At 73.4% G+C, this 25,975-nt stretch carries 23 protein-coding genes; 10 read left to right on the forward strand and 13 right to left on the reverse strand.

Features of this window, described 5'->3' with window-relative positions; translation table 11 throughout:
* Positions 1-51: 51 nt before the first annotated feature.
* The gene (gene pcrA / locus ACYVID_RS08985) at positions 52-2,508 is read right to left on the reverse strand and encodes a DNA helicase PcrA (protein WP_460736372.1); all 2,457 of its coding nucleotides are present in this window, start codon (positions 2,506-2,508) and stop codon (positions 52-54) included.
* A gap of 61 nt (positions 2,509-2,569) precedes the next feature.
* On the reverse strand, positions 2,570-2,932 hold the full coding sequence (locus ACYVID_RS08990) for a hypothetical protein (RefSeq protein WP_460736373.1): 363 nt from the start codon (positions 2,930-2,932) through the stop codon (positions 2,570-2,572).
* A gap of 49 nt (positions 2,933-2,981) precedes the next feature.
* Here ACYVID_RS08990 and ACYVID_RS08995 point away from each other — a divergent pair, with 49 nt between their 5' ends.
* Entirely contained in the window at positions 2,982-4,148 is a 1,167-nt protein-coding gene (locus ACYVID_RS08995) for a zinc-binding dehydrogenase (RefSeq protein WP_460736374.1), read from the forward strand.
* Here the strand turns inward: ACYVID_RS08995 and ACYVID_RS09000 are convergent, their stop codons facing one another.
* The 3 genes from ACYVID_RS09000 to ACYVID_RS09010 all read right to left on the reverse strand — a co-directional run bounded on the left by ACYVID_RS09000 (position 4,149) and on the right by ACYVID_RS09010 (position 7,611).
* A complete protein-coding gene (locus ACYVID_RS09000; RefSeq protein WP_460736375.1) occupies positions 4,149-5,561 on the reverse strand; it encodes an APC family permease in 1,413 nt (470 codons plus the stop codon).
* Between the two features lie 92 nt (positions 5,562-5,653).
* The gene (locus ACYVID_RS09005; RefSeq protein WP_460736376.1) at positions 5,654-6,334 is read right to left on the reverse strand and encodes a LuxR C-terminal-related transcriptional regulator; all 681 of its coding nucleotides are present in this window, start codon (positions 6,332-6,334) and stop codon (positions 5,654-5,656) included.
* Positions 6,331-7,611, reverse strand: a complete 1,281-nt coding sequence (locus ACYVID_RS09010; protein ID WP_460736377.1) for an ATP-binding protein — start codon at positions 7,609-7,611, stop codon at positions 6,331-6,333. The genes ACYVID_RS09005 and ACYVID_RS09010 overlap by 4 nt, the downstream gene beginning before the upstream one ends.
* 146 nt (positions 7,612-7,757) lie before the next feature.
* Between ACYVID_RS09010 and ACYVID_RS09015 the strand changes: the two genes are divergently transcribed.
* Positions 7,758-8,942, forward strand: a complete 1,185-nt coding sequence (locus tag ACYVID_RS09015; RefSeq protein ID WP_460736378.1) for a PspC domain-containing protein — start codon at positions 7,758-7,760, stop codon at positions 8,940-8,942.
* On the forward strand, positions 8,939-9,265 hold the full coding sequence (locus tag ACYVID_RS09020) for a hypothetical protein (RefSeq protein ID WP_460736379.1): 327 nt from the start codon (positions 8,939-8,941) through the stop codon (positions 9,263-9,265). The genes ACYVID_RS09015 and ACYVID_RS09020 overlap by 4 nt, the downstream gene beginning before the upstream one ends.
* A 43-nt stretch (positions 9,266-9,308) precedes the next feature.
* Here ACYVID_RS09020 and ACYVID_RS09025 read toward each other — a convergent pair whose 3' ends face one another.
* Both ACYVID_RS09025 and npdG read right to left on the reverse strand, forming a co-directional pair.
* Entirely contained in the window at positions 9,309-10,361 is a 1,053-nt protein-coding gene (locus tag ACYVID_RS09025; RefSeq protein ID WP_460736380.1) for a glycerophosphodiester phosphodiesterase family protein, read from the reverse strand.
* A 109-nt stretch (positions 10,362-10,470) separates the two neighbouring features.
* Positions 10,471-11,160 carry an NADPH-dependent F420 reductase gene (gene npdG, locus ACYVID_RS09030; RefSeq protein ID WP_460736381.1) on the reverse strand — a complete coding sequence of 230 codons (690 nt, stop codon included), beginning with the start codon at positions 11,158-11,160 and terminating at the stop codon, positions 10,471-10,473.
* Between the two features lie 101 nt (positions 11,161-11,261).
* On the opposite strand from npdG, the gene ACYVID_RS09035 reads away from it, so the two are divergent.
* Both ACYVID_RS09035 and ACYVID_RS09040 read left to right on the forward strand, forming a co-directional pair.
* On the forward strand, positions 11,262-13,376 hold the full coding sequence (locus ACYVID_RS09035; RefSeq protein WP_460736382.1) for an acyltransferase family protein: 2,115 nt from the start codon (positions 11,262-11,264) through the stop codon (positions 13,374-13,376).
* 91 nt (positions 13,377-13,467) lie between these two features.
* Positions 13,468-14,505 carry an LLM class F420-dependent oxidoreductase gene (locus ACYVID_RS09040; RefSeq protein ID WP_460736383.1) on the forward strand — a complete coding sequence of 346 codons (1,038 nt, stop codon included), beginning with the start codon at positions 13,468-13,470 and terminating at the stop codon, positions 14,503-14,505.
* On the opposite strand, the gene ACYVID_RS09045 is transcribed toward ACYVID_RS09040, so the two are convergent.
* The gene (locus ACYVID_RS09045) at positions 14,498-14,890 is read right to left on the reverse strand and encodes a hypothetical protein (protein WP_460736384.1); all 393 of its coding nucleotides are present in this window, start codon (positions 14,888-14,890) and stop codon (positions 14,498-14,500) included. The two genes, ACYVID_RS09040 and ACYVID_RS09045, sit on opposite strands and share 8 nt — an antisense overlap.
* A gap of 231 nt (positions 14,891-15,121) precedes the next feature.
* On the opposite strand from ACYVID_RS09045, the gene ACYVID_RS09050 reads away from it, so the two are divergent.
* The gene (locus ACYVID_RS09050; protein WP_460736385.1) at positions 15,122-17,647 is read left to right on the forward strand and encodes a bifunctional FO biosynthesis protein CofGH; all 2,526 of its coding nucleotides are present in this window, start codon (positions 15,122-15,124) and stop codon (positions 17,645-17,647) included.
* A gap of 161 nt (positions 17,648-17,808) precedes the next feature.
* Here the strand turns inward: ACYVID_RS09050 and ACYVID_RS09055 are convergent, their stop codons facing one another.
* The 3 genes from ACYVID_RS09055 to ACYVID_RS09065 are packed head-to-tail and all read right to left on the reverse strand — an operon-like array spanning position 17,809 to position 20,974.
* Positions 17,809-19,071, reverse strand: a complete 1,263-nt coding sequence (locus ACYVID_RS09055; protein WP_460736386.1) for a sugar ABC transporter permease — start codon at positions 19,069-19,071, stop codon at positions 17,809-17,811.
* Positions 19,068-19,874 carry an ATP-binding cassette domain-containing protein gene (locus ACYVID_RS09060; protein WP_460736387.1) on the reverse strand — a complete coding sequence of 269 codons (807 nt, stop codon included), beginning with the start codon at positions 19,872-19,874 and terminating at the stop codon, positions 19,068-19,070. The genes ACYVID_RS09055 and ACYVID_RS09060 overlap by 4 nt, the downstream gene beginning before the upstream one ends.
* The gene (locus ACYVID_RS09065) at positions 19,874-20,974 is read right to left on the reverse strand and encodes a substrate-binding domain-containing protein (protein WP_460736388.1); all 1,101 of its coding nucleotides are present in this window, start codon (positions 20,972-20,974) and stop codon (positions 19,874-19,876) included. The genes ACYVID_RS09060 and ACYVID_RS09065 overlap by 1 nt, the downstream gene beginning before the upstream one ends.
* Positions 20,975-21,153: 179 nt before the next feature.
* Between ACYVID_RS09065 and ACYVID_RS09070 the strand changes: the two genes are divergently transcribed.
* The 4 genes from ACYVID_RS09070 (at position 21,154) to ACYVID_RS09085 (ending at position 24,412) form a co-directional block, all read left to right on the forward strand.
* Entirely contained in the window at positions 21,154-22,368 is a 1,215-nt protein-coding gene (locus tag ACYVID_RS09070) for an ROK family transcriptional regulator (RefSeq protein ID WP_460736389.1), read from the forward strand.
* 81 nt (positions 22,369-22,449) lie between these two features.
* A complete protein-coding gene (locus ACYVID_RS09075) occupies positions 22,450-22,935 on the forward strand; it encodes a DUF5709 domain-containing protein (RefSeq protein ID WP_460736390.1) in 486 nt (161 codons plus the stop codon).
* A 71-nt stretch (positions 22,936-23,006) separates the two neighbouring features.
* A complete protein-coding gene (locus ACYVID_RS09080; protein WP_460736391.1) occupies positions 23,007-23,900 on the forward strand; it encodes a TIGR03619 family F420-dependent LLM class oxidoreductase in 894 nt (297 codons plus the stop codon).
* 137 nt (positions 23,901-24,037) lie between these two features.
* Positions 24,038-24,412: a lipopolysaccharide assembly protein LapA domain-containing protein gene (locus tag ACYVID_RS09085; protein WP_460736392.1), complete on the forward strand. Its 375-nt coding sequence runs from the start codon at positions 24,038-24,040 to the stop codon at positions 24,410-24,412.
* Positions 24,413-24,442: 30 nt separating this feature from the next.
* On the opposite strand, the gene ACYVID_RS09090 is transcribed toward ACYVID_RS09085, so the two are convergent.
* Positions 24,443-24,958, reverse strand: a complete 516-nt coding sequence (locus tag ACYVID_RS09090) for a glycine cleavage system transcriptional repressor (RefSeq protein WP_460736393.1) — start codon at positions 24,956-24,958, stop codon at positions 24,443-24,445.
* On the reverse strand, positions 24,955-25,941 hold the full coding sequence (locus ACYVID_RS09095) for an ECF transporter S component family protein (protein ID WP_460736394.1): 987 nt from the start codon (positions 25,939-25,941) through the stop codon (positions 24,955-24,957). Before ACYVID_RS09095 ends, ACYVID_RS09090 begins: the two co-directional genes overlap by 4 nt.
* Positions 25,942-25,975 lie beyond the last annotated feature (34 nt).

A 25,975-nucleotide genomic window follows, 5' to 3' on the forward strand; every position in this document is an offset into this window, starting at 1 on the left:
AGTCGCGCCGCTCGCTCGACCACCGTCGACGAGTCCGCTGACGCGTCCTCGTCAGAGCTTCTCGACAGGCGCGTAGCGCAGCAGCAGCCGCTTGACCCCGTCGCTGCCGAAGTCGATGGAGGCGACGGCCCGCTCGGCCTCCCCCTCGACCGAGACGACGGTGCCGAGCCCGAAGGAGTCGTGGGTGACCCGGTCACCCGGGGCCAGCGACGGCACGGCCCGGTCGGCCCGCTTGGACTTCGCGGCGGCGTCGGCCCGCGCCGCGGCGGCCGAGAAGTTGCGGCGACCCGACGCCGTGGGCGCCCCCGAGCCCCAGGACCCGGACGGCCCGGAGGAGCCGGACAGGTCCGGGCGCGACCAGCTGGTCTGCGCGGCCTCGGTGCGGCGCCAGTCGACGAGGTCGACCGGCATCTCGTCGAGGAAGCGGGAGGCCGGGTTGTGCGACGGCGCTCCCCAGGCCGAGCGCACGACGGCGCGGGAGAGGTAGAGCCGCTCGCGGGCCCGGGTGACACCGACGTACGCCAGGCGCCGCTCCTCCTCCAGCTCGGTCTGGTCGCCGAGGGCACGGGAGTGCGGGAAGACGCCGTCCTCGAGACCGGTCAGGAAGACCGTGGGGAACTCCAGTCCCTTGGCGGTGTGCAGGGTCATCAGCGTGACGACCCCGACGTCCTCGCCCTCCGGGTCGTCGGGGATCTGGTCGGTGTCGGCGACCAGCGCCACCCGCTCCAGGAAGTCGGTCAGCCCGGGCTGCACCAGCCCGGCGTCGACGTCGGCGGGGTCCGCCGAGGGCCCGGCCTGCGGGTCCTCGGCGAACTCGCGCGCCACGGCCACCAGCTCGGCGAGGTTCTCCAGACGGGTGGCGTCCTGCGGGTCGTCGGACTCCTCCAGCGCCGCGAGGTAGCCCGAGCGCTCGAGGGTGGTCTCGAGCACCACGTCGGCGCGCTCCCCGGCCTCCACCATCGACTGCAGCTCCTGCACCAGGTCGACGAAGCCCTGGATGCACGTGAGCGAGCGGGTCGCCAGGCCGGGCGCGTTGCGCGCCTCCTGCAGGGCGGCCCAGAACGAGATCCGCTCGCGCTCGGCGTACGCCGTCACGCAGGCGACCGCTCGGTCGCCGATGCCGCGCTTGGGGGTGTTGAGGATGCGGCGCAGCGAGACCTGGTCCTCGGGGTTGGCGAGCATCCGCAGGTAGGCCAGCGCGTCGCGCACCTCGCGCCGCTCGTAGAACCGCACGCCGCCCACGACCTTGTAGGGCTGCCCGGTGCGGATGAACACCTCCTCGAAGACCCGCGACTGGGCGTTGGTGCGGTAGAACACCGCCACGTCGCCGGGCCGTGCGCCGCCGTCGACCAGGGTGTCGATCTCCCCCGAGACGAAGCGCGCCTCGTCGCGCTCGTCGTCGGCGACGTACCCCACGATCCGGGCACCGTCGCCGGCGTCGGACCACAACCGCTTGGGCTTGCGGCCCTTGTTGTGGCCGATGACCGCGTTGGCCGCGGTGAGGATGGTCTGGGTCGAGCGGTAGTTCTGCTCCAGCAGGATCGTCTGCGCGTCGGGGAAGTCCTGCTCGAAGTCGAGGATGTTGCGGATGTTGGCGCCGCGGAAGGCGTAGATCGACTGGTCGGCATCACCGACGACCATGAGCTCGGCCGGCGGCACCCGCTCCGCGGCGGGCCCGCCGTCCGCGACCGGCTCCTCCAGCGGGTCGGCGCAGAGGCTGTGGATCAGGGCGTACTGCGCGTGGTTGGTGTCCTGGTACTCGTCGACCAGCACGTGCCGGAAGCGGCGGCGGTAGGTCTCCTTGATCTCCGGGAACGCCTCGAAGAGGTGCACCGTCGTCATGATCAGGTCGTCGAAGTCCAGCGCGTTGGCCTCGCGCAGGCGTCGCTGGTAGAGCGAGTACGCCGCGGCGTAGGTCTCCTCGAGCTTGTTCCTGGCGTCCGCGGTGGCCTGCTCGTGGTCGCGCAGCTCGTTCTTCTGGTTGCTCACCCAGTGCAGCAGCGCGCCCGGCTGGAACTTCTTGGTGTCGAGGTCGAGGTCCTGGGCCACGAGCGTCATCAGCCGCTTCTGGTCCTGGGCGTCGTAGATGGAGAAGTTGGACTTCCAGGTGCCGCCCTCGCGCTCCAGGGCCGTGATCTCCTTGCGCAGGATCCGCACGCAGGCGGAGTGGAACGTCGAGACCCACATGATCCGCGCGCGCCGCCCCACGAGCTCCTCGACCCGCTCCTTCATCTCGGCCGCGGCCTTGTTGGTGAAGGTGATCGCCAGGATCGAGCCCGGGTGCGCCCCGCGCTCGGAGATGGTCCACGCGATGCGCCGGGTCAGGACGCGGGTCTTGCCGGAGCCGGCTCCGGCGACCACCAGCAGCGGGGCACCCTCGTGCACCACCGCCGCGCGCTGGGGGTCGTTCAGCCCCTCGAGCAGCACCTCCCGGGAGGGTCCTCCGCGGGCCGCTCGAACGGGCAGGTCGAGGTCGGGGAGGTCCAGGGTCGCGGGGGCGTCATCCATGCTGTCGCCAGCCTACGTCCGCCCGTCGACAGCGCCTGCCGCGGGCCGGACCACCCGGGCGTCAGACCCAGGCGTGCGCCGGGGACCAGAACACCGCGAGCGCGACGTTGAGGACCGACAGCGCGAGGATGCCGGCCCACAGACCCTGCGGGATGCTGGGCTTGCGCAGGTTGGCCATGACCAGCACCAGCACCACCAGCGCGACGACCAGCTTGACCGCGACCTTGGTGTTGTTCGGCTCCTGGTCCCCTGCCGACAGGATGCCGACCAGCGCGAGACCGGTGAGGAAGGCGGTGCCGGCACCGTCGCGCATGGCGGCGTTGACACGCTTCTCCCCGGTGCCGGCCTGGGCCAGCAGGCCACCGATGAGCGCGGCGAAGCCGAGCACGTGCAGGAAGAGCAGGATCAGGCGCAGGGTCTCCACGCGCTGATCGTAGCCAGCGCGACCGCGCCGGGTGCGGCAGCATGGCCGCGTGCGCGCCGTGACCTGCCAGGCAGGGGACCTGTCCGTCGTCGACCTCCCGGAGCCGGAGCCCGGCCCGGGGCAGGTGGTGCTGAGGGTGCGGCGCACCGGCATCTGCGGCTCGGACCTGCACGCGCGGCACCACGCCGACGAGCTGGCCGCGGTGATGTCGGAGCTGGACTACCACCACAGCATCAGCTCGGGGACCGCCACGGTGCTGGGCCACGAGCTGTGCGGCGAGGTGCTGGCCCACGGCCGCGGCACCGCCCGGGCCTTCCCCGAGGGCACCCGCGTCGCGGTCTTCCCGCTGCTGCGCACCTCCTCGGGCGTGCACCCCCTGGGCCTCTCCCCCGAGGCACCGGGAGGGTACGCCGAGCAGGTGCTCGTCGAGGCCTCGATGCTGCACCGGGTGCCGGACGGACTCGACGACGACCTGGCCGCCCTCACCGAGCCGATGGCGGTGGCCCACCACGCGGTCCGCCGCTCCGGGGCCGGTCGCCGCGACACCGCGATCGTGCTGGGCTGCGGTCCGGTCGGGCTGGCGGTCGTGCTGCTCCTCAAGGCGCGCGGCGTGCGCACCGTCGTGGCCAGCGACCTCTCCGCCGCCCGGCGCGAGCTGGCGCGGGCGTGCGGGGCCGATGTCGTGGTCGACCCCCGCGAGGAGTCGCCGTGGACCGCGGCCCCGGGCCGGGGCTGGCGCAGCACCGCGCCGGAGCTGCTCGACTTCGCGGTCTCGACCATGGAGCGGCTGCGCCGGGTCCCCGGCTGGCACCACGTCAACCGTGCGGCCGAGCTCGTCGGGGCCGCCGACCAGCCCGCTCCCGTGGTCTTCGAGTGCGTCGGCGTACCCGGGATGCTGGACCAGGTCATGGCGCAGGCGCCGCTGGCCAGCCGCGTCGTGGTCGTCGGGGTCTGCATGAGCGAGGACCGGGTGAGGCCCTCGCTCGCGGTCAACAAGGAGCTCGACCTGCGCTTCGTCCTGGGCTACACCCCGCTGGAGTTCCGCGACACACTGCACCTGCTGGCGTCGGGTCGCGTGGATCCCTCTCCGCTGCTCACCGGCACCGTCGGGCTCGAGGGCGTCGAGGCAGCCTTCGAGGCGCTGGGCTCCCCCGAGGAGCACGCCAAGATCCTCATCGACCCGACGCTCCCGGGCGCGGGGATCACCCCGCGCTGATCAGGCGTCGGTGAGCGGGCGGTCGCGGGTGCCGGTCAGCTGCTCGATGACGAAGAGCACCAGGCCCACGGCGACCAGGCCTGCGCACCACAGCAGCGAGGTCGGGTCGTCGTAGATCGTCCACACGAGGATCGCGGCGTTGCCGACCAGGCCGGCCACCAGCAGCGCCGTGTTGGCGCGGAAGGTGCGGTGGTCCTCGTCCTGGCCGCGCAGCCGCAGCGCGGAGACGATGACCAGGGCGTAGATGAAGAGCAGGAAGAGCACCGTCACGGTCGCCAGCCGGCCGACCAGGTCGAGCCCGGCGCCCGACTCGGTCACGAGCGTGCCGATGACCAGCAGGGCGACGACGACGACGGCGCTGAAGACCAGTCCGACCCAGGGGCTGCGGCGCGAGGAGTGCAGGCGGCCGAAGGCGTCGGGGACGATGTCCTCGCGGGCCATGCCGTAGAGGATGCGCGGCTGGGTGACCACCGCGACCAGGGTCGTGTTGAAGATGGCCACCATTGCGATGACCGAGAAGACCGTGCCGAGCAGACCCGTGTCGACGGGCAGGATGCCGGACTTCACGACCTCGAGCAGGGCCGCGTCGGAGTTCGCGAGGTCGCCGGTGGACACGGTGAGCGCCGCGGCGATGGAGACGAGGACGTAGACGACCCCGGCCACCGCCATGCCGCCGATGAGCGAGCGGGGGAACGACCGGTGCGGGTCGAGGGTCTCCTCGGCCACGTTGGCGGTGTTCTCGAAGCCGGTCATCGCGAAGAACGACAGCGCCACGCCGGCCAGGATCGCCAGCGCGGGGTTCCCCTCGGCGCTGAACTCCACCAGGCGCCCGAAGTCGGCGTCGCCGGAAGCCACGTGCCACACGCCGATGACCATGATGATCAGCAGACCGGTCACCTCGACGAAGGTCATGAGCATGTTGACCACGACCGACTCGGTGATGCCGATGAAGTTGATGACCGTGAGCACCAGCACGAAGCCGATGGTCACCAGCAGGGCCGGCGGTGCGGACCAGATCTCGGCGAAGTACTGCGCGAAGCCGGTGGCCAGCGACCCCGCCGCGGCGAAGCTGGCGGAGAGGAAGGAGACCGTCACCAGGAAGGTCAGGGCGCGGCTGCCGAAGGCCTTGTTGACGTAGAGCGCCGCACCGGCGGCCCGGGGGTACTTCGTGACGAGCTCGGCGTACGCCGACCCCGTGATCGCCGCGATCGTCACGCCCACCGCGAAGGCGATCCAGAACGCCCCTCCGACGGCCGCAGCGACCAGGCCGATGAGCACGTAGATGCCCGAGCCCAGCACGTCGCCGAGCGTGTAGAAGAACAGCTGCCTGCCGGTGATGGACCGGGTCAGCTCGTGGTCCGGGTCGTCGGACTGCGTGGTGACCGGGCCCTCGGCCATGGCGTCGGTGCTCATGGGGGGCCACCTACCCGGCGTACGTCGGTGCTCAACCACCCACGGGGGTGGGCCCCGTCATGTGCGAGTGTCGGGCAACGGGCGGCCCGGACTCAGAGCAGGCGGCGGTCCGAGGCCCAGCGGGTGAGCTCGTGGCGCGAGGAGAGCTGCAGCTTGCGCAGCACCGAGGACATGTGGGTCTCGACGGTCTTGATGGAGATGAACAGCTCCTTGGCGACCTCCTTGTAGGCGTAGCCGCGGGCGATCAGGCGCATCACCTCCCGCTCGCGCTCGGTGAGGCGGTCGAGGTCCTCGTCGACCGCCGCGACCTCGATGGAACCGGCGAAGGCATCGAGGACGAAGCCGGCCAGCCGCGGGCTGAAGACCGCGTCCCCGTCGGCCACCCGCCGGATCGCCGAGACCAGCTCGGGGCCGGTGATCGTCTTGGTGACGTAGCCCCTCGCCCCGCCGCGGATCGCGCCGATGACGTCCTCGGCGGCGTCGCTGACGCTGAGCGCGAGGTAGCGCGGTGACCCGGGCGTCGCGGCACCGGCCGAGGCGGACGTCCTGCGCATGACCTCGACCCCGCCGCCGCCGGGCAGGTGCACGTCGAGCAGGACCACGTCAGGGGCGTGCTGGGCGATCGCGGCGACCGCGCTGTCGACGTCGGCGGCCTCGGCCAGCACCTCGACCTCCGCAGCCCCCACCGCGACCAGCTCGGCGCGCACCCCCGCACGGAACATGGCGTGGTCGTCGACGACCACGACGCGGACGGGCCTGGGGTGCTCGGTCACGGGCTCTCCTCGGGTGGCGTCTGCTCGGGTGTGCGGGGCAGGTGCAGGCGCACCTCGGTGCCCTCGCCCGGGGCGGTGCGGATCTCGGCGCGACCGCCGTGGCGGAGCATCCGGTCGATGATGCTGCCACGGACCCCGAGCCGGTCCGCGGGCACCGCGCCCAGGTCGAACCCGGTGCCGCGGTCGCGGACGAAGACCTCGACCGCGGCGGGCCCGACCTCGGCGTACACGTCCACGCGGCCGGTGCCAGCGTGCTTGGCGGCGTTGGTGAGGGCCTCGCGGGTGGCGGCGACGAGCGGTCGCAGCGGCTCCTCGAGGGGGCAGTCCCCCACCGCGACGACGTCGATGCCGACCCCGTGGGCGTCCTCGACCTCGGCGGCGGCCGCCCGCAGCGCACCGGCGAGGCTGGTGGCGCCGGCGGCCTCGCCCTCGAAGAGCCACGAGCGCAGGTCCCGCTCCTGGGCGCGGGCGAGCCGCGCGACCGTGGGGGCGTCGTCGGCGGCCTTCTGGATCAGGGCGAGGGTCTGCAGCACGGAGTCGTGCAGGTGGGCGGCGACGTCGGCCCGTTCCTGGGAGCGGATGCGGGCCTCGCGCTCCGCGCTCAGCTCGCCGGCCAGGCGGTAGACCCACGGACCCACCACGACGGCCAGGGCGGCGATGCCCAGCAGCGCCGCCACCAGGACGCCCTGTGCCTGGCCGTCCCCGCCGGAGTCGAAGCCGACGATGAAGACCGCGGAGACGAGCAGCGCGGCCCCCGCGGCGACCCGGAGGTACGCCGCCCAGCCGCCCGGACCCATCAGCACCCGCAGCGGGTCGACCCGGCCGGTGGAGTCCAGCCAGCGCTCGCGCTGGGCCTCGTCCGCCTGCCGCCACAGCAGGGCCACCCCCGCCAGGCCGATGGCCACGGGCCAGAAGACCGCGCCGCGACCGAGGGTCGCCTCGAGCAGCAGCACCGCCCCCAGGCCCAGCGCCGCGAGGGCGACGACCGGGCCGAGGTCCTGGAGGCGGCGGGTGCGGCCGGGGCGGCGCCCGCCGCGGGTGGCGCTGGCCAGGCCGGGCGCCTCCTCGTGCGGGCGCGGGTCGGCCGGCAGGACCAGCCAGAGGCCGGCGTACATCGCCACGCCCATGCCGCCGAGCAGCGCCGCGACGAGGAACGCCACGCGCACCCACAGGACCGGCACGGCCAGGTGGGTCGCGAGTCCGGCGCAGACCCCGCCGAGCACGGGCTCGCGGGTGTCGCGGTAGGCCTTGCGGGGCATCGGGCTGGTCTGGGTCATGGCTCCCCTCGTCGTCGGTCCATCGTCACACAGCGGGGGCGCGCGGCGGGGCCGTCCGACCCCTGGCCCGACCCCGGTCCGACCCCGACCCGGGACCAGGGTCGACCCCGATGGTGCGCGGGCCGGCGGAGGTCCAGGCTGGTGCCATGACCGAGACACCCCTGCCCCCGGCCCCCGGCTCCGAGGGGCCCCGCTCCGACGGGCCGCGCACGACGGCCGAGGAGGCCCGGGACCTGGGCCGGATCCGGCGCTCCACCACCGACCGGAAGGTCGCCGGCGTCGCCGGCGGGCTGGGGCGCCACCTCGACGTGGACCCGCTGCTGCTGCGCGTCGCCTTCGTCGTGCTGACGTTCTTCGGCGGCGCCGGCCTCATCGTGTACGCCGCGGGCTGGCTGCTCGTGCCCGAGGACGACGGCAGCGAGGCGGCGGTCCGGCTCGAGGACCGCACCCGCGGGGTGGTGCTGGCCGTGGTCGGTGTCATCGCCGGGATCTCGGTCGTCGCCGAGCTCGCGGGCAACGCGTGGGGCCCGTGGTTCCCGTGGCAGCTGGTGGTCGTGGCGGTGGTGGCGGCCGTGCTGCTGAGCCGCAGGGACGGGGGCTACCCGGCACCGACGCAGCCGGTCGGCCGATCGGCTGCTCCGGCGGGCGGCCCGGTGGGCGGCCCTGCGGGGACGGCCGGCCCGGCCTGGGGACCGCCCCCGGCACCCGTGCCGGTGGTGCGCGACCCGCGCCGCCGCGGCCCGCTGCTGCTGTGGACGACGCTGGCGCTGGTGGCGATCGCGGAGGGCATCCTGATGTCCGTCGACCTCTCGGGCGTGGCCGTCGCCGACGGCGCCTACCCGGCGCTGGCGCTCGGCATCATCGGTGCCGCCCTGGTGCTCGGCGCGTTCTTCGGTCGCGGCGGGGGGCTGGTGCTGGTGGGCCTGCTCGTGGTGCCGGTGCTGCTCATCAGCACCCTGGAGGACCGGATCGGTGGCGACCCGCTGCGCGAGACCCCCGACACCGCGGCGTCGGTGGACCCGGAGTACCGCATGGGCGTGGGCGAGCTGGTCCTCGACCTGACCGAGGTCGCGGACCTCGAGGAGCTGGACGGCCGGGTCCTCGACATCGCCGTGCAGGTGGGGCGGATCGAGGTGGTGGTCCCGGAGGAGGGGCTCACCGTCGAGGCCTCGGCCCGGATCGGCGGGCCCGGCGAGATCACGGTGTTCGGCGAGGAGCGCGGCGGGATCGAGACCCTGGTGCGCGAGGACCACGACGGCGGCCCGGGCAGCCCGGTGCTGGTGCTCGACGCCGAGAGCAACCTGGGCGAGATCGTGGTGAGGACGCAGTGAGCGGGCCGGGCGACCACACGACGTACGACGGCACGACCCGCGGCGAGGAGCAGACGGTGACGGATCAGACGGTGGCGAGGCAGCAGCGCGACGGACGCCCCGGCCTGTGGGCCGCGGGCCGCCACCCGGTCAACACCGGGCACCTGGTGATGGGGCTGGCCTTCCTCGGGATGGTCGGCATCTGGGCCCTGGTGGCCAGTGGGGTCGCGGACGCCGAGGACCTGCGCTGGCTCAGCCCGCTGCCGTGGCTGCTGGCCGGGGCCGGCGGGCTCGTCGCCGCCACCGTCTCCAGCGCCTCCCGGCGCGACCGCTGGCGCGACTGAGGCCGGACGGGCAGGACTTCCACCAAGGAGCTGCCGCTCGGCCTCACGCAGGGACGTCGGCGGGGCGCTCGTCCCGGGCGGCCACGCAGGTCGCGGGGTGGTCGGTGATGAGCCCCTCGACGCCCAGGTCGAGGAGCAGGGCGGCGTAGCCGCGGAGGTCTCCGTGGCCGGAGCGGTCGTGGCCGCGGTACGGACGCGGGAGGAAGCGGTCCTCCGCGCGGAGCGTCCAGGTCCGCACCTCCAGGCCGCGGCGGTGGGCGCGGTCCACCAGTCCCGTGGGCACGACCCGGTCACCGAGGTCGCGTGCCAGCAGCGAGTGCCGCGGACCCAGTCCGGTCGCGTAGTCGGCGATGGCGGCCAGCCCGCGCGGGGAGACCAGGTCGGCGAAGGTGCGCGGGTCGCCCGCGGCCGCGAGGTCGGCCGGGCGGGTGCGCAGGTCGTCGACCAGCTGGACGAGCGGCACCCGGGTCCGACCGGCGAGCGAGGCGAGGGCGGTCGGCTCGAAGCCCATGACGCTCACCGGGGAGTCGGGACGGTCCAGCCCGTGGCGGCGCAGGTCGGCCAGGAGCGGGTCGGTGGGGTCCAGGCCCCGCGCCGCGGAGCGGGCCACGTCCTTGAGCTCGACGAGCACCCCCACCTCGCGACCGCGCGAACGCGAGCCCTCCGCGACCAGCCCCAGGACCTCGTCCAGGGTCGGGACCGCCAGCAGGCCGTCGTACGCACCCGAGGCGGGGCGCTGGAGCGGCCACCGCTCGCGGGCCCGGAGCAGCCGGACCTGCTCGAGCGTCAGGTCCTCCACGAACCAGCCCTGCACCCGTCGCCCGGCGACCACGCGCTCGCTGCGGAGGTGCTCCAGCCCGGCGCGCCGCGCCACGTCGGTGGTGGCCGACAGCTCGCTCTCGTGCCGGGCGACGAGGACGCCGTCGGCGGTGCTGACGACGTCGACCTCGATCGCGTCGGCACCGAGCGCGAGGGCGTGGCGGTAGGCCTCGAGCGTGTGCTCCGGCCGGTGGCCGCTGGCACCGCGGTGCCCCGCCACGGAGGCGGCGAGGACGGAGGAGGTGGTGGTCGGTCGGGCGTGCGGCACGAGCGTCACGACCACCACGTTCCTCCGCGCGGTTGTCCCTGCGGTGCACGGCGGGGCGACACGCGGGTGAACGTCCCGTGAGGACCGGGTGGACCAGGCCGGATGGCCCGGCCCGGGGTCAGTGCGCGTCGAGACCGGTGATCCGCACGCCCGCGTGCGTCTTGTACTTCCGGTTGATGGAGATGAGGACCGCGGTGAACGGCTCGAGCTGACGGGCCAGGCGGAGCTTGCCGCCGTCGATGCCGCGCCGGCCGGTGACCGAGGCGGCCAGGTCCATCGCGACCTCCTTGGCCTCCAGCACGTCGCCGACGACGAGCACGTCCTCGTCGAGGAACTCGTCCTCGCCCCAGAGCAGCACCGCGGAGACGTTGTGGAAGGCGCCGACCACGGTCGCCTCGGGCTGCAGGCGCTGGGCCTCCTCCGCCGCCGATCCTTCGCCGCCGTCGACGACGCGGCCGTGGGCGCCGCGCTTGTCGAAGGCGAGCGGGTTGACGCAGGAGATGACGGTCTTCCCCGCGAGCGGCAGCGAGGCGACGAGCTCGTCGTGGCCGTCGTAGGGCACCGCCAGCAGCACGACGTCGGCCTGCTCGCAGGCCTCGGCGTTGCTCGCACCGGTGACCGCTCCGGCGCCGCTGACGTCGGCGAGACGGGCGGTCACCTCCTCGGCCACCGGGACGGCCTTCTCCGCCGCGCGCGAGCCCAGGACGACCGTGTGCCCCGCCTTGGCGAAGCGGTAGCCCAGGCCCTTGCCCTGGGGTCCGGTGCCCCCGATGACGGCGACGCGGTAGGAGGTCGGGGTCTCGCTCACGGGTGGTCCTCTCGAGGGGGGCGGGTGCCGAGGTCGAGACGGATCCTCCCACCCGCGGTCAACAGCGGTCCGGGACCCTCGCAGGTTGGTACCGTCGGGCCGTGGCGAGCGGCTTCCGTGGGGACGTCCAGGGGCTGCGCGCCGTCGCGGTCCTGGTGGTCGTCGCCGCGCACGCCGGGGTGCCGCTCCTGCCCGGCGGGTTCGTCGGGGTCGACGTCTTCTTCGTCATCTCCGGCTTCCTGATCTCCGGTCTGCTCTACGCCGAGCTCCGCGAGGGCGGCACGCTGTCGCTGGGCGACTTCTGGAGCAGGCGGGCCCGACGCATCCTGCCGGCGGCCACCCTGGTGCTGGTCGTGACCGTGGTGATGTCGCTGTTCTGGACCACGCTCATCGACGCCCGCGACCTGCTGGACGAGGCCGTGTGGTCGGCGTTGTTCCTCGCCAACGTCCACGCAGCCCAGCAGGGCGTCTACTACTTCGCCGCCGAGACCGGTCCCTCGCCGCTCCAGCACTACTGGTCGCTCGCGGTGGAGGAGCAGTTCTACCTCGTCTGGCCGCTGCTCCTGCTCGCGCTGGTCGCGGCGGCCCGGGTCGTGACCCGCCGGGGCAAGCAGCAGCGGCTCCCCCGGCGTACCGTGCTCGTGGCGCTGGTGGTCGTCGCCGCCGCGTCCTTCGCGTGGTCGGTCCACACCACCGCGACCTCGCCGGCCGCGGCGTACTTCTCCACACCGGCGCGGGTGTGGGAGCTGGCCGTCGGCGCGATCACGGCACTGGTGGCGCCGCTCGTCGCGCCGCGACTGCCCCGGGCGGTGGGCTGGGTCCTCTCTGTCGGCGGCCTCGTCGCCGTCGCGGCGGCGGTCGTGGTGATCGACGAGACCACGCCCTTCCCCGGGTACGCCGCAGCGCTGCCGGTCCTGGGCACCGCGGCCGTCCTGCTCGCCGGCTCGGGCGCGGGCCTGCTCGCCGCACCCGTGCGGTGGCTCCTGGAGAACCCGGTCATGCGCCGCGTGGGCGACTGGTCCTACTCCCTCTACCTCTGGCACTGGCCGGCGCTGGTGCTCACCGAGCGCAACGCCGGACGACCGCTGACCGCCGTCGAGACCGCGGTGGTGGTGCTGGTGGTGGTCAACCTGGCGGCCCTGACCTACCGGTTCGTGGAGCAGCCCTTCCGCACCGGCGCCCCGGCCCGCCGCCTGCGCTCGCGCCGCCGCCTGTCCCTGGCCCTCTACCCCGCCAGCCTGGCCGTGGTGGCCCTGGCCTGCGCGGGCAGCTGGTGGTGGACCGGTGTGCAGGGCGGCGAGCGCGGCGACAACCCCGCCATCGCGGTGGCCGCTGACGTCGCCGCCCTCGACGACCACGAGCGCACCGTGGCCCTGGTGCGGGCCTCCGTGGAGGCCGCCCGCAACCAGGTCGACGTCCCCAGCGACCTCACCCCCGACCTGCTGAACCTGCGCAGCTCGATCGCCGACGTCGGTGCCTGCGACTACGAGGACGACGACGTGCGCGCCCTCTGCGCCCGGGGCGACGTCGACGGCGAGCGCACCCTCGTGCTGCTCGGGGACTCCCACGCGCGGGCCTGGATCCCGGCGCTGGACCGGATCGCCACCGACCACGGGTGGCGCGCCTACTACCTCGTCAAGCCCCAGTGCCCGGCCGCGCACGTGGTCGTCGCGCCGGTGCGCGAGGACGTCGTGTTCACCGCCTGCGAGGAGTTCCGTGCCTGGAGCACCGCCACGGTGGCCGGCCTCCGCCCGGACCTGGCGATCGTGGCCTCCTCCCCGCCGGTCAACGGCGTGTGGGTCGACGGCGAGCACCGGGAGTCCCTCGACGACGTCGCCGACGTGCTCGAGGAGGGCTACGACGCGCTCTTCGACGACCTGCAGGACTCCGCCGACCGCACCGTCCTGATCCGCGACGTCCCCAAGGCCGGCCACGACCCCGGCGACTGCCTGACCAGCTCCCGTCCCAGCCTCCTGGACTGCATGTTCACCCCGGTCGAGCGCTCGACCCTGCTGGGCGACGTGGCGGTGAAGTCGGCCCTGCTGCACTCCGCCGACGTCGTCGACCCGACCCCGTGGCTCTGCTGGCAGGACCTCTGCCCCGTGGTGATCGGCGGGACGCTGTCCTACCGCGACACCGACCACCTGACCACCGAGTACGCCGCCGCGCTGGCCGGTGCGCTGGGTCGGGCCCTCGGGCTGGACGACGGGTCCTGAGCCGTGTCGCACCCCCTCCCCAGCCCACTGTGACACTGCTACTGTCACGGTCGATCCCGCACCGCCCACCACCTGCACGGAGGTCCCCACGATGAAGCTGTCGATGCCGCTGGTCTACGCCGGCAACCCGCGCGAGACCGCCGACCAGGTCGCTGGCCTGGAGAAGGCGGGCCTGGACATGATCTGGGTCGCCGAGCCCTACGGCTTCGACGCACCGACCCTCATGGGCTACCTCGCGGCCAAGACCGAGACCGTGCAGATCGCCGCCGGCATCCTCAACGTCTACTCCCGCACCCCCGGAGCCCTGCTGCAGACCGCCGCCGGCCTGGACAACGTCTCCGGCGGTCGCGCGGTGCTCGGCCTCGGCGCCTCCGGGCCCCAGGTCATCGAGGGCTTCCACGGCATGGCCTACGACCGTCCGCTGACCCGCACCCGCGAGGTCATCGAGGTGCTGCGCATGGGCCTGCGCGGGGAGAAGCTGGACTTCCAGGGCAAGACCTTCTCCGTGCCGCTCCCCGAGGGCCAGGGACTGGGCCTGGGCAAGCCGCTGAAGCTGCTGAACAAGCCCGAGCGCGCCGATGTCCCGATCTGGGTCGCGGCCCTCGGCGACAAGAACGTCGCGATGACCGCCGAGGTGGCCGACGGCTGGCTGCCGTTCCTCTACTACCCGGAGAAGGCCCAGGAGATCTGGGGCGAGCCGCTGGCTCGCGGTGCCGCCAAGCGCTCCGCCGACCTCGCGCCCCTGGAGATCTGCGCCGGCGGCATGGTCGCCATCGGCGAGGGCCCGGAGACCAAGGCCCTGCTGGACTTCGTCCGCCCGATGTACGCGCTGTACGTCGGTGGCATGGGCGCGCGCGACAAGAACTTCTACAACCAGCTCGCCTGCGAGTACGGCTTCGAGAAGGAGGCCAAGGAGATCCAGGACCTCTACCTCTCGGGCAAGAAGAAGGAGGCCGAGGCGCTGGTGCCGATGGAGTGGCTCGAGGCCGGCAACCTGGTGGGCCCCGCCTCCTACGTCAAGGAGCGGATCGCGGCCTTCCGCGAGTCGGGCGTGACCAACCTGTCCGTGACCCCGGCCAGCGACGACCCGGCCGCCACGATCGCCCAGGTCAAGGAGTGGGTCAGCTGACCCGCTGCGGGGCCGTCGCCTCCGCGCGGGGCGACGGCATCCGCATCTGGGAGTGGATCACCGGGGCCGGCGTGTGCTCGACCTGCGGCGCGGTCGGCTGCTGAGTCGCCTGCTCGGCCGACTCCGCGGCCGGCTCCTGCACCGGCGTACGGTGGCCGGTCAGCGCGCCGCGCACCCGCTGCACCAGCGACCAGGCGCCGCTCAGCAGCACCAGCCACGCCGCGATCCCGAGCAGGTAGGCCGGGACGACCAGGAGCGGGTGCACGCTCCAGGCCCAGACCAGGCCGACGGGGATCGGTCCGAGCACCACGAGGGCGGCGAGCAGGATCAGGACGGCTCGGCGCAGGCGCGCCCCGCGCCCCTGACGCTGTGCGGTGTCGGTCATCTTCTGGCCCCATGTCTTCGTGTCCCGCTGCCGGGACAGGTGCTCACGGTGCCAAACGAACGCGCGAAGGTAAAGACACGGTCCCGCAGTCCGGTACGGACCTCCAGACCAGGGTCGACAGCGGCTTCCCGGAGTGGTCCACCGCCGACGCGGCCCCGCGCGGGGTTGAGCAGGTGTCTTGGTCGCCGGGCGGTGCGTCCGACGCTCGGGTGGCGTCGTTAGCCTGTGCCGATGGACGCGCAGCCCACCCCGCACCAGGTACGCCGGGCCCTGGCCCGGGCCGAGCGGGGCGCCCGGCTCGACGAGGCCGAGGCCACGGCGCTGCTCGCCGCCACCGGTCCGGACCTCGACCGCCTCTGCGCGGCCGCGGCCCGCGTGCGCGACGCCGGCCTGGTCGCCGCGGGACGAGCGGCGACGGTGACCTACTCCCCCAAGGTCTTCATCCCCGTCACCCGGCTGTGCCGCGACCGCTGCCACTACTGCACCTTCGTCGAGACCCCCGCGCAGGCCGCGCGCGAGGGCCGCGCCCCTTACCTCTCTCCCGACGAGATCCTCGCGATCGCCTCCCAGGGCGCGGCGATGGGCTGCCTGGAAGCGCTGTTCACCCTCGGCGACCGGCCCGAGGACCGGTGGCCCGAGGCCCAGGCCTGGCTCGACGAGCAGGGCTACGACTCCACCCTCGCCTACGTCCGGGCCATGGCCGTGCGGGTGCTGGAGGAGACCGGGCTGCTGCCGCACCTCAACCCCGGCGTCATGTCGTGGGAGGAGATGAACCGGCTCAAGCCCGTCTCCCCCTCCATGGGGATGATGCTCGAGACCACCTCGCGGCGGCTCTTCGAGGAGAAGGGACAGGCGCACTTCGGCTCCCCCGACAAGGACCCCGCCGTCCGGCTGCGGGTGCTCGAGGACGCAGGTCGCCTCTCCATCCCCTTCACCACCGGTCTGCTCGTCGGCATCGGGGAGACGCTGGCCGAGCGAGCCGAGACGATCTTCGCGCTGCGCGCGACCCTGACCGCCTACGGCGCCGTCCAGGAGGTCATCGTCCAGAACTTCCGGGCCAAGCCCGACACTGCGATGCGGCACACCGACGACCTCGCCCTGGAGGAGTACCGCGCCGCGATCGCCGTCACCCGGCTGGTCCTCGGACCCCGGGCCCGCGTGCAGGCGCCGCCGAACCTGGTCGACCTCGAGGAGTGCCGCACCCTGCTCGAGGCCGGGGTCGACGACTGGGGCGGGGTCTCTCCCCTGACCCCCGACCACGTGAACCCCGAGCGTCCCTGGCCCTCGCTCGAGCGGCTGCGCGCGATCACCGCCGAGTGCGGTTTCGAGCTGGCCGCGCGGCTCACGGTCCACCCGGAGCACGTCCGGGCCTCGCTGGCCGGCGACGCCGCCTGGATCGACCCGCGCGTCCGCGGTCACGTCGCCGCGCTCGCCACGCCCGAGGGGCTCGCGCGCCCCGGCGTACGGCCCGTGGGGCTGCCGTGGCAGGAGCCCGACGGGGGTCTGGAGTCCGCCGGTCGTACCGACCTGTTCGCAGCGGTCGACACCGAGGGCCGCTCCGCGGACCGACGCTCGGACTTCGCCGAGGTGTACGGCGACTGGGAGACCGTCGGCGCGGCCGCTGCGCGCACGGGTGCTCCCGCGGTGCTGCACAGCGAGGGACGTGAGGCGCTCGCCGCGGCCGAGGCCGACCCGGGCAGGCTCTCCGACGAGCACGCGCTGACCCTCATGACCGCCGAGGGGCCGCTGCTGGAGCAGGTCTGCCGGCTGGCCGACGACCTGCGCCGCGAGGTCGTCGGCGACGAGGTCACCTACGTCGTCAACCGGAACATCAACTTCACCAACGTCTGCTACGTCGGGTGCCGGTTCTGCGCGTTCGCGCAGCGCAAGACCGACGCCGACGCCTACTCGCTGTCGATGGACGAGGTCGCCGACCGGGCCGCGGAGGCCTGGGACCTGGGCGCGACCGAGGTCTGCATGCAGGGCGGCATCGACCCGGACCTGCCGGCGTCGGCGTACTTCGACCTGGCCGCGGCGGTGAAGCGCCGGGTGCCCGACATGCACGTGCACGCCTTCTCCCCGATGGAGGTCGTCAACGGCACCGCCCGCACCGGGCTGTCGGTCGAGGACTTCCTCATCAAGGCCCGGGAGTCCGGCCTCGGGTCGCTGCCCGGCACGGCCGCCGAGATCCTCGACGACGAGGTGCGCTGGGTGCTGACCAAGGGCAAGCTGCCGGCCCGCACCTGGATCGACATCGTCTCCACCGCGCACCGGGTCGGGCTGCCGACCACCTCGACGATGATGTTCGGCCACGTCGACAACCCGCGGCACTGGGTCGGGCACCTGCGCGTGCTCTCGCGGATGCAGGACGAGGCCCTCGAGCACGGCGGGGCACGGTTCACCGAGTTCGTGCCGCTGCCCTTCGTACACACCTCGGCGCCGATCTACCTCGCCGGCGTCGCCCGCCCCGGTCCGACGCTGCGCGACAACCTCGCGGTGCACGCGATGGCACGGATCCTGCTGCACGGGCGGATCGACAACATCCAGACCTCGTGGGTCAAGCTCGGCGTCGAGGGCACCCGCGCGATGCTGCGCGCCGGGGCCAACGACCTCGGGGGCACGCTGATGGAGGAGACCATCTCCCGGATGGCCGGCTCCGAGCACGGCTCGGCCAAGACCGTCGAGGAGCTGGTCGAGATCGGTGCCGGCATCGGCCGCCCCGTCCGCGAGCGCACCACCCTGTACGCCGCCCGCTGACCCCCTGCCGAACCGCCACCTCTGAACCGCCGAACCGTCACTTCTGAACCCCCGACCGGTCACTGACGACCACCGGACCCGTCACGCGCACAGCCCTCGAGCCGTCAGCTCCTGGTGCGGAACTGACGGCTCGAGGGTTCATTCCTGACGGTTCTGCGGTGCTAGCCGCGGCCGGAGGACGACCTGGCCTTGCGGGAGACCGAGTCGATGGCCACCGCGAGGAGCAGCACCAGGCCGGTGACGATGAAGCGGACCGAGGAGTCCACGTTCATCAGGTTCAGGCCGGACTGGATCGACTGCAGGACCACGATGCCCAGCAGGGCCGCCCACGCCGACCCGCGACCACCGAAGAGGCTGGTGCCGCCGATGACGGCCGCCGCGATGGCGGTGAGGTTGGTGTCGGTGGTGCCCGAGCTCTGCGAGACCGAGGTCAGCTGGCCGGCGATGAGGATGCCGCCCAGCGCCGCGAAGGTCGAGCAGAGCGCGAAGACCGAGACGTAGATCCCCCGCACGTTGATGCCGGCGCGGCGTGCGGCCTCCTCGTTGCCACCGACGGCGAAGACGTGCCGCCCCCAGCGCGTGCGGCGCAGCGCCAGGTCCATCACCACGACGAGCGCGGCGAAGAGCACGAAGAGGTAGCCCCAGCCCCGGTCGATGCCGAGGTAGTAGGTCAACCAGCCCAGCCCGACCAGCAGCAGCCCGGCCTTGACCAGGACCACGGTGAGCGACGGCGGGGTCAGCCCCGCGGCCCGCCGGCGGCGGATCGTGAGCAGGTTGACCGCGACGTACGCCGCCACGACCAGCGCGAGCAGCGCGTAGGCCTGGACGTCGCTGAGGAACTTCTCCCGCGCGAAGGAGCGGAGCGCGGAGTCCTGCGGGAGGACCACGGTGCCCTTGTCGCCCAGGACGTAGAGCAGCGCGCCCTGGAAGGCCAGCAGCCCGGCCAGGGAGAAGACGAAGCTCGGCACGCCGATCTTGGTGTAGAGCAGGGAGTAGAGCAGCCCGACGGCGGTGCCGACGAGGATGCCCACGGCCATCGCACCGACCAGGCCCCAGCCACGGGAGTCCATGAGGACCGCCATCGAGGCAGCCGCGAACCCGGAGACCGAGCCGACGGACAGGTCGATCTCGCCGAGCAGCAGCACGAGCACGATGCCCAGGGAGATCACGCCGACCGGTGCCGCGAACTGCAGCATCGTGACGAGGTTCTTCGAGGACAGGAACGTCGGCTCGTTGAGCTGGAAGACGATGGCGATGACGACCAGGCCGACGATGACCGGGATCATCCCGAGCTCGCCGCCGCGCAGCCGCACCAGGAAGGCCGAGACCGCGCCGGAGAGTCCCTGGTTGCTGATCAGCCGCTCGTCGGCGGCGTCGGCCGCGAGGGCCGAGGCGGTCTCGTCCTGCAGGACCTGCTCACTCATGCGTTCTCTCCCCTGCGCTCGGAGGTCTTCTGGGCGCGAGCGGTCACGACGTTGTCCGAGGCGCCGGTGATGGCGGCCACGAGCTCGGCCGTGCTGGTCTGCGAGGTGACGAACTCGGCGGCGTTGCGCCCCAGCCGCAGCACGACGATGCGGTCGGAGACGGCCTGGACGTCGGCCATGTTGTGGCTGATCAGGATCACGCCGAGCCCCTGCTCGCGCAGCCGCTCGACGAGGTTGAGCACCTCGGCGGTCTGGGCCACGCCCAGGGCCGCGGTCGGCTCGTCGAGCATGACCACCTTGGGGTTGCCCACCAGCGACCGGGCGATCGCCACGGTCTGCCGCTGGCCGCCGGAGAGACCGGCGATGGGGATGCGCACCGAGGGGATCTTGGCCGAGAGGGTGCGCAGCAGCCGCCACGCCTCCTTCTCCATGCCGACCTCGTCGATGAACGCCCCGCGCCGCCACTCCTGCCCGAGGAAGAGGTTCGCGACGACGTCGAGGTTGTCGCAGAGCGCGAGGTCCTGGAAGACCGTCGCGATGCCGAGGGCCTGCGCGTCGCTGGGGCCGCCGACGCTGATCCGGCGACCGGCGAAGGTGATCGCGCCGTCGTCGGGCTGGTAGACGCCCGAGATGACCTTGACCAGGGTCGACTTGCCGGCGCCGTTGTCGCCCACCAGGGCGACGACCTCGCCGGCCCCGACCTCCAGGGAGACGTCGGAGAGGGCCTGCACGGCCCCGAACCTCTTGTTGATGCCGGTCAGGGAGAGCACGCTCTCCCTGACCGGCGTCGCCACGGTGCTCATCAGGAGATGCCTGCCGCCTCGCAGTCGTCGGCGTAGTCGCCGGTGCAGATGTCCGAGGCGTCGTAGAAGCCGTCGGCGATGACGGTGTCCGCGACGTTCTCGGCGGTCACGATGATCGGGTCGAAGATGAAGGACGCGACGCCCTCGTACTCGGTCTGGTCGACACCGGTCTCGGTGGTGTCGGGCACGTCCTCGCCGTTGGCGAGGTAGACCGCGACCTCGGCGGCCGTCTCGGCCTCGATCGGGATCGGCTTGTAGATCGTCATGGCCTGCTCACCGGCGAGGATGCGCTGGATCGCGGCGATCTCGGCGTCCTGCCCGGTGATCGGGGGCAGCGCGTCCAGCGCCACGCCTGAGCCGGTCAGCGCGGCGACGACGCCACCGGCCTGGCCGTCGTTGGCGGCGTAGACGCCGTCGATCTCGGAGGCGTCGTACTTGCTCAGCTGGTCGGTGGTCCACTGCTGGGCGTTCTCCGGCGACCAGTCGGGGTTGTCGTACTCCTCGAGGATGGTCAGCCCGGAGGCGTCGATCACCGAGTGGGCGCCGGCCTTGAACTGCGCGGCGTTGGGGTCGCTGGGCGCGCCGTTGAGCATGAGGATGTTGCCCTCGTCGCCCATCGCCTCGACCAGGGCCTCGCCCTGGAGCTGGCCGACGGTCTCGTTGTCGAACGACATGTAGTAGTCGGCACCGGCGATGAAGCGGTCGTAGGCGATGACCGGGACGTCCTGGCCCTGGGCCTCCGAGACCATGCCGGTGGCGCCGGCACCGTTGACGGGGTCGAGCACGAGCACGTCGGCACCGGCGTTGAGCGCGGTGGTGACCTGCTGCTGCTGCTTGGCCTCGTCCTGGTCGGCGTTGTAGTAGTCGACGGTGCAGTCGTCGCACAGCTCGGCGACGGCCGCCTCGAAGAGCGGCTTGTCGAAGGCCTCGTAGCGGGTGGTCTTGGACTCGGGGAGCAGCAGCGCGATGGTCGCGCCGCCCTCGGCGGAGTCGCCGGAGCCGGAGTCGGCGGCCTCGTTGGCGCCGCAGGCGGTGAGGGCCAGGCCCCCGATGAGGATCGACGCCGAGAACGCGGCGACGCGGTGCAGGTGGAGCGACACGGACCTTCTCCTTCGTGACGGCCGGGTGGCCATGAGTGACGAGTGAAGTGAACGCCGCCACATCCTTGTCGTCAAGACCTGAAGACAAAGTTTCTCTGCGCGTAAGCGTTACCGCTTTTGTCGTCATGTCTTGGACACAAGTGCTTGACCCGGGGCGAGAGGCGCGTCACAGTTCGGCCATGCCCTCCCCACCGGTCCGACCCGCTCCGGGCTCGCCGTCCTCGCTGCGCGACGCCAACCAGCGTCGCGTCCTGGACCTGCTGCGCACCCGCGCGGAGCCCGGCCCGGCGAGCGGGAGCCGCGTCGACGGCGACGACGCCCCCACCCCCGCGGTCTTCACGCAGGCCGAGCTGGCCCGTGCGACCGGCCTAGCCCCCGCGACGGTCTCCAACATCGTGCGCGACCTCGGCGCGACGGGCCTGGTGGAGGTGCTGCCCGGCAGCGGCCGGCGCGGCTCCTCGGTCCGGCTGGCCAGCCGGGCGGCGTACGTCGTGGGCATCGACTTCGGGCACAGCCACGTCGCCGTGGCAGTCGGCGACCTGCTCGGCGAGCCGCTGCGCGAGGAGCGCCAGGCGCTCGCCGAGGACCTGCCGCACGACGAGGCGCTGGCCACCGCGCAGTCCCTGCTCGACCTCATGCTGGCCGACCTGCCACCGGCACCCGCGCTGCACCTCGTCCTCGGCCTGCCCGCCCCCATCACCGACGACGCCGTGGGCTCGCCCGCGATCTTCCCGGGCTGGGAGGGCGTGGACGCCCGCGAGGTCGCCGAGGCGGCCTTCGACCTCCCGGTGACGGTGGAGAACGACGCCAACCTCGGTGCCCTGGCCGAGCACCGCACGGGCGCGGCGCGCGGCAACGACAGCTGCGTCTACGTCAAGATCTCCTCCGGCGTCGGCGCCGGGGTGGTGCTGGGCTCGGAGATCTTCCGCGGCGCCGCGGGCTTCGCCGGCGAGATCGGCCACCTCACGCTCGACGACCAGGGTCCGATGTGCCGCTGCGGGAGCCGCGGCTGCCTGGAGGCCTACGCCTCCATCGGCGCGATCCTGGCCCTGATGTCCGGCCAGCAGCCGGGTGCCGTCCTCGACGACATCATCGCGGCCGCCGACGAGGGCTCCTCGGCCGCCCGTCGCACCTTCGAGGACGCCGGCCTGCACCTCGGGTGGGGACTGGCGAGCATCGTCAACCTGCTCAACCCGCACGTGCTGGTCATCGGCGGCGACCTCGCCCGGGCCGGCGACCTGCTGCTGGAGCCGGCCCGCGTGGGCCTGCGCCGGCACACCCTGGATGCGGTCTCGGCCACCCCCGTGCGCCGCAGTGCGCACGGCGGTCGCGCGAGCCTCCTCGGGGCGCTGCTGCTGGCCGCGGAGTCCACCGACCTGCTGGCCGAGCGCTGACGCACACCGAGAGACGCCTCACCTGCCGGCCCGCCTGACCGGGTGGGTCGAGCGGTCCAGAACTCTGCCTACGGTGACGGCATGAGCCAGAGCGAGCCGAGCGACCTCGACCCCACGACCGCCGCGGAGTCCTACCACGACTACAGCGTCGACGACGAGGACCAGCCCGTCGGCCTCGACAACCTCACCGACGTCGACGGCGACGTGGAGGACGAGCTGGACCGCGGCTACTCCCCGCCGGAGAAGTACTCCCCCGCCCAGGGCTACGGCAACACGCCGTACGAGGAGGCCGTCGGGGAGTCGCTGGACCAGCGGATCGCCCAGGAGGAGCCCGAGCCGGACCCCTACGTCGAGGCCGCGGAGCGCGAGGCGGCGGAGTCCGTGGACGACGGCGAGGTCGGCGCCGAGCGCGCCGGTCGCCTCGTCGACCCCGACCGCGGGTCGGGCGAGGACCTGGAGAAGGACCTCGTGGGCACCGACGTCGGCATCGACGGCGCCGCCGCGTCCGCCGAGGAGGCGGCCGTGCACGTGGTCCCCGACGACCCGGACCCGAGCCCTCTCGACTGATCCCCTCCCCCGCCGCACGACATCCCGCGCGCCCCTAGAACACGTTCTAGGGGCGCGCGTAGTCTGCGCCCGTGCGCTTCTCGATCAGCACCGCCTACCTGCCCCTGACCGAGCTCCCCGCCCTCGCGGCGGCTGCCGACCGGCTGGGGTACGACGCCATGGCCGTCCCCGACCACGTGGTCGACCTGGAGACCCTCCAGACGCCGTACCCCTACACCCGTGACGGCGCCCGGCGCTGGGACCACGACGCCGCCTGGCCGGATCCCTGGGTGCTGGTCGGGGCGCTCGCAGCCGTGACGACCCGGCTGCGCTTCTTCACCTCGGTCTACGTGCCGGCGCTGCGCAACCCCTTCCAGGTCGCGAAGTCCGTCGGGACCGCGGCGGTGCTCTCGGGCAACCGGGTGGCCCTGGGCATCGGCATCGGCTGGTGCCGCGAGGAGTTCGAGCTCCTGGGGCAGGACTTCTCCACCCGCGGCAAGCGGACCGACGAGGCCCTGGCGCTGATGGAGCAGCTGTGGCAGCCCGGTTGGACGGAGTTCGAGGGCACCCACTACGCGGCGCCGCGGCTGGTCATGGAGCCGACCCCCACCGCACGCATCCCGGTGTACGTCGGCGGGCTGAGCGAGGTCGCGATGCGCCGCGCCGCGCGGCACGACGGCTGGGTCGGGGACCTCTACACGGTCGAGGAGGCCGCCGGGCACGCCGCCACCCTGGCCCGGATGCGCGAGGAGGCCGGCAACGAGCGCGACTTCTCCTTCATCACCGCGCTGACCGACGCCTTCCTGCCCGAGCAGTTCGCGGCCGCGGAGGAGCGCGGGGTGACCGACGTGATGACCATGCCGTGGGCCTACTACCACGGCCTCGACGTGGGCCTGGAGCAGAAGCTCGACGGGATGGAGCGCTTCGCCGCCGACGTGCTGCGCCCGCTGGGCATCGCGCCCGGCACGACGACCCCGGAGATGTAGAGAACCGCTGGGGTCTCGGGTCCCCAGCGGTTCGAGGACCACAGTAGGCGCCGGCCGGGGCCCTGTCAGCAGAAACGTCACGATCGCCCACCATCCGGGCGAACTGGTCCAGGCCACCGCGGCGCTACATTCGGCCGGTGAGCACCCCGCACGAGCCCACCGAGGCCGTCACCGACCCGCAGGCCGGCCACTCCCCGGAGTCGACCGGCGCGACCCCCGAGCCGTCCGCCACCAGCCCGGCGCGGGGCGACGACCCGCTGCGCGGCTCGCGCACCAGCGGCGTCTGGGTGGCCACCGTCGGCCTCGGGCTGCTGCTCGTGCTGCTCGTCGTCTTCATCGCGCAGAACACCGACACGACCACCGTGCGCTTCCTGGCGCTCGAGGGTGAGGCGCCGGTCGCGGTCGCCCTCCTCATCGCCACCGCGGCGGGCATCCTGATCACCGCCAGTGCCGGCACACTGCGGATCCTCCAGCTGCGCCGCCGGACCCGCCGGGACCTCAAGCGCCGCTGACCCGGCTCGGTCCGGGCCCGGGCCTGGGCCTCAGCCCAGCGTCAGGTCGACCATCAGCTCGTCGGCGAGCTGCTCCAGCGCGCTGCGCAGCGACTCGAGGTCGCCGTCGACCGGCGCGACCAGCTCGGCGGTGACCTCGAAGAGCAGGCCCCCGGCCATCGGCGCCTCGCGCAGCCCGGTGGTCAGCGACTCGATGCCCACCCCGTGCGCGGCGATCGTGCGGGAGATCTCCGCGACGATGCCGGGGCGGTCGGTGCCAAGCAGGTGCAGCCCCACGGCAGCCACCTGCTGCTCGGCGGGCTCGTCGGTGCGGCGCACCTCGACCCGCAGGCCGTCCGCCTCGAGGGCCGCCAGGTCACGCTCGAGACCCTCGACCTCGCCGGTCGGGACGCTCACCAGCACGATGCCGGCGAACTCGCCGGCCAGCCGGGCCATCTGGCTGTGCTGCCAGCTGCCGCCCCGCGCCTCGACGGGCGCGGAGACGGCCGAGACCAGACCCGGCCGGTCGCGGCCGATGACGGTGAGCACCAGGGTCGAGTGGGTCATGGCCCGGAGCGTACCGACGCGTGCTGGGGCGCCGCCGCCAGCGGCATGAGCGGCCGCACCGGGGCCGTCACGGCGCGGGGCAGCACGTCGACGGCGAGCAGGGCCACGAAGCCGGAGATGGTCTTGTCGGCCAGCGAGGTCAGGATGTTGGCCGACGCCACGGCCACCCACAGGGACTGCACCGTCTCCTGGATCGCTGCGATCACGTCGTCGGCACCGTTGCCGGTCTCCCCACCGAGGGCGAGGATGATCGGGACCGCCAGGCTCGTGCAGACGATGGCGGTCAGGCAGTTGAGGGCGAAGAAGCGCGGCAGCGTGAGACCCATCCGCCACCGTCGTACGCCGTAGCCCCAGACCAGGGCGCCGGCGACGTTGACGATCGCGAACGGGATCGAATCGCCGCCGGACACGGCCACGCCGAGCAGGTTCGTGCTCAGGCCGACCCCGGCACCCCACCAGGGCCCCAGGATCACCGCGGCCACGGCCGTGCCGACCATGTCGAGGTAGAGCGGGATCTCCGGGATCACCACCACCAGCAGGCGACCGACCATGTTGACCACGAGGCAGCCCAGGGCCACCAGCAGACCGGCCTTGGCCGTCACGGGCGGGGGTGGCTCGGCGGGGACCGGCGGTGCTGGTGGAGCCGGGGGCGGCGGGGCCCCCGGTCCGGCGCTGTCGTCGGCACGCGACGGGGTGGCGTCGGAGAGCCGGGCCTCACGACAACGCTCGGCCCAGCACGCGACCTCCTCCTCGTCGGCGCCCAGGGCGCGCACGATGTCGAGGACCAGCGCAGTGTCCAACCGCCTGCGACCGGTGCGGAACGCGTCGTACACGGTGGTCCGCGCCGGCCGCGCGGTGGCATCGGGACCGCCGCGCTCCTCGCGCAGCCGACCGATCCGCAGGGCGATCTCGGCGTACGACGGCATCCCGGCGTCCGTGCGTCGAGCCTGCAGGTCCTCCGCTATCCGGTCGAACGCCGTCATGCCCCGATCACGGGGAAAGCCTAGTGGTGGCAGG

Source organism: Nocardioides ginkgobilobae (genome assembly GCF_054781275.1).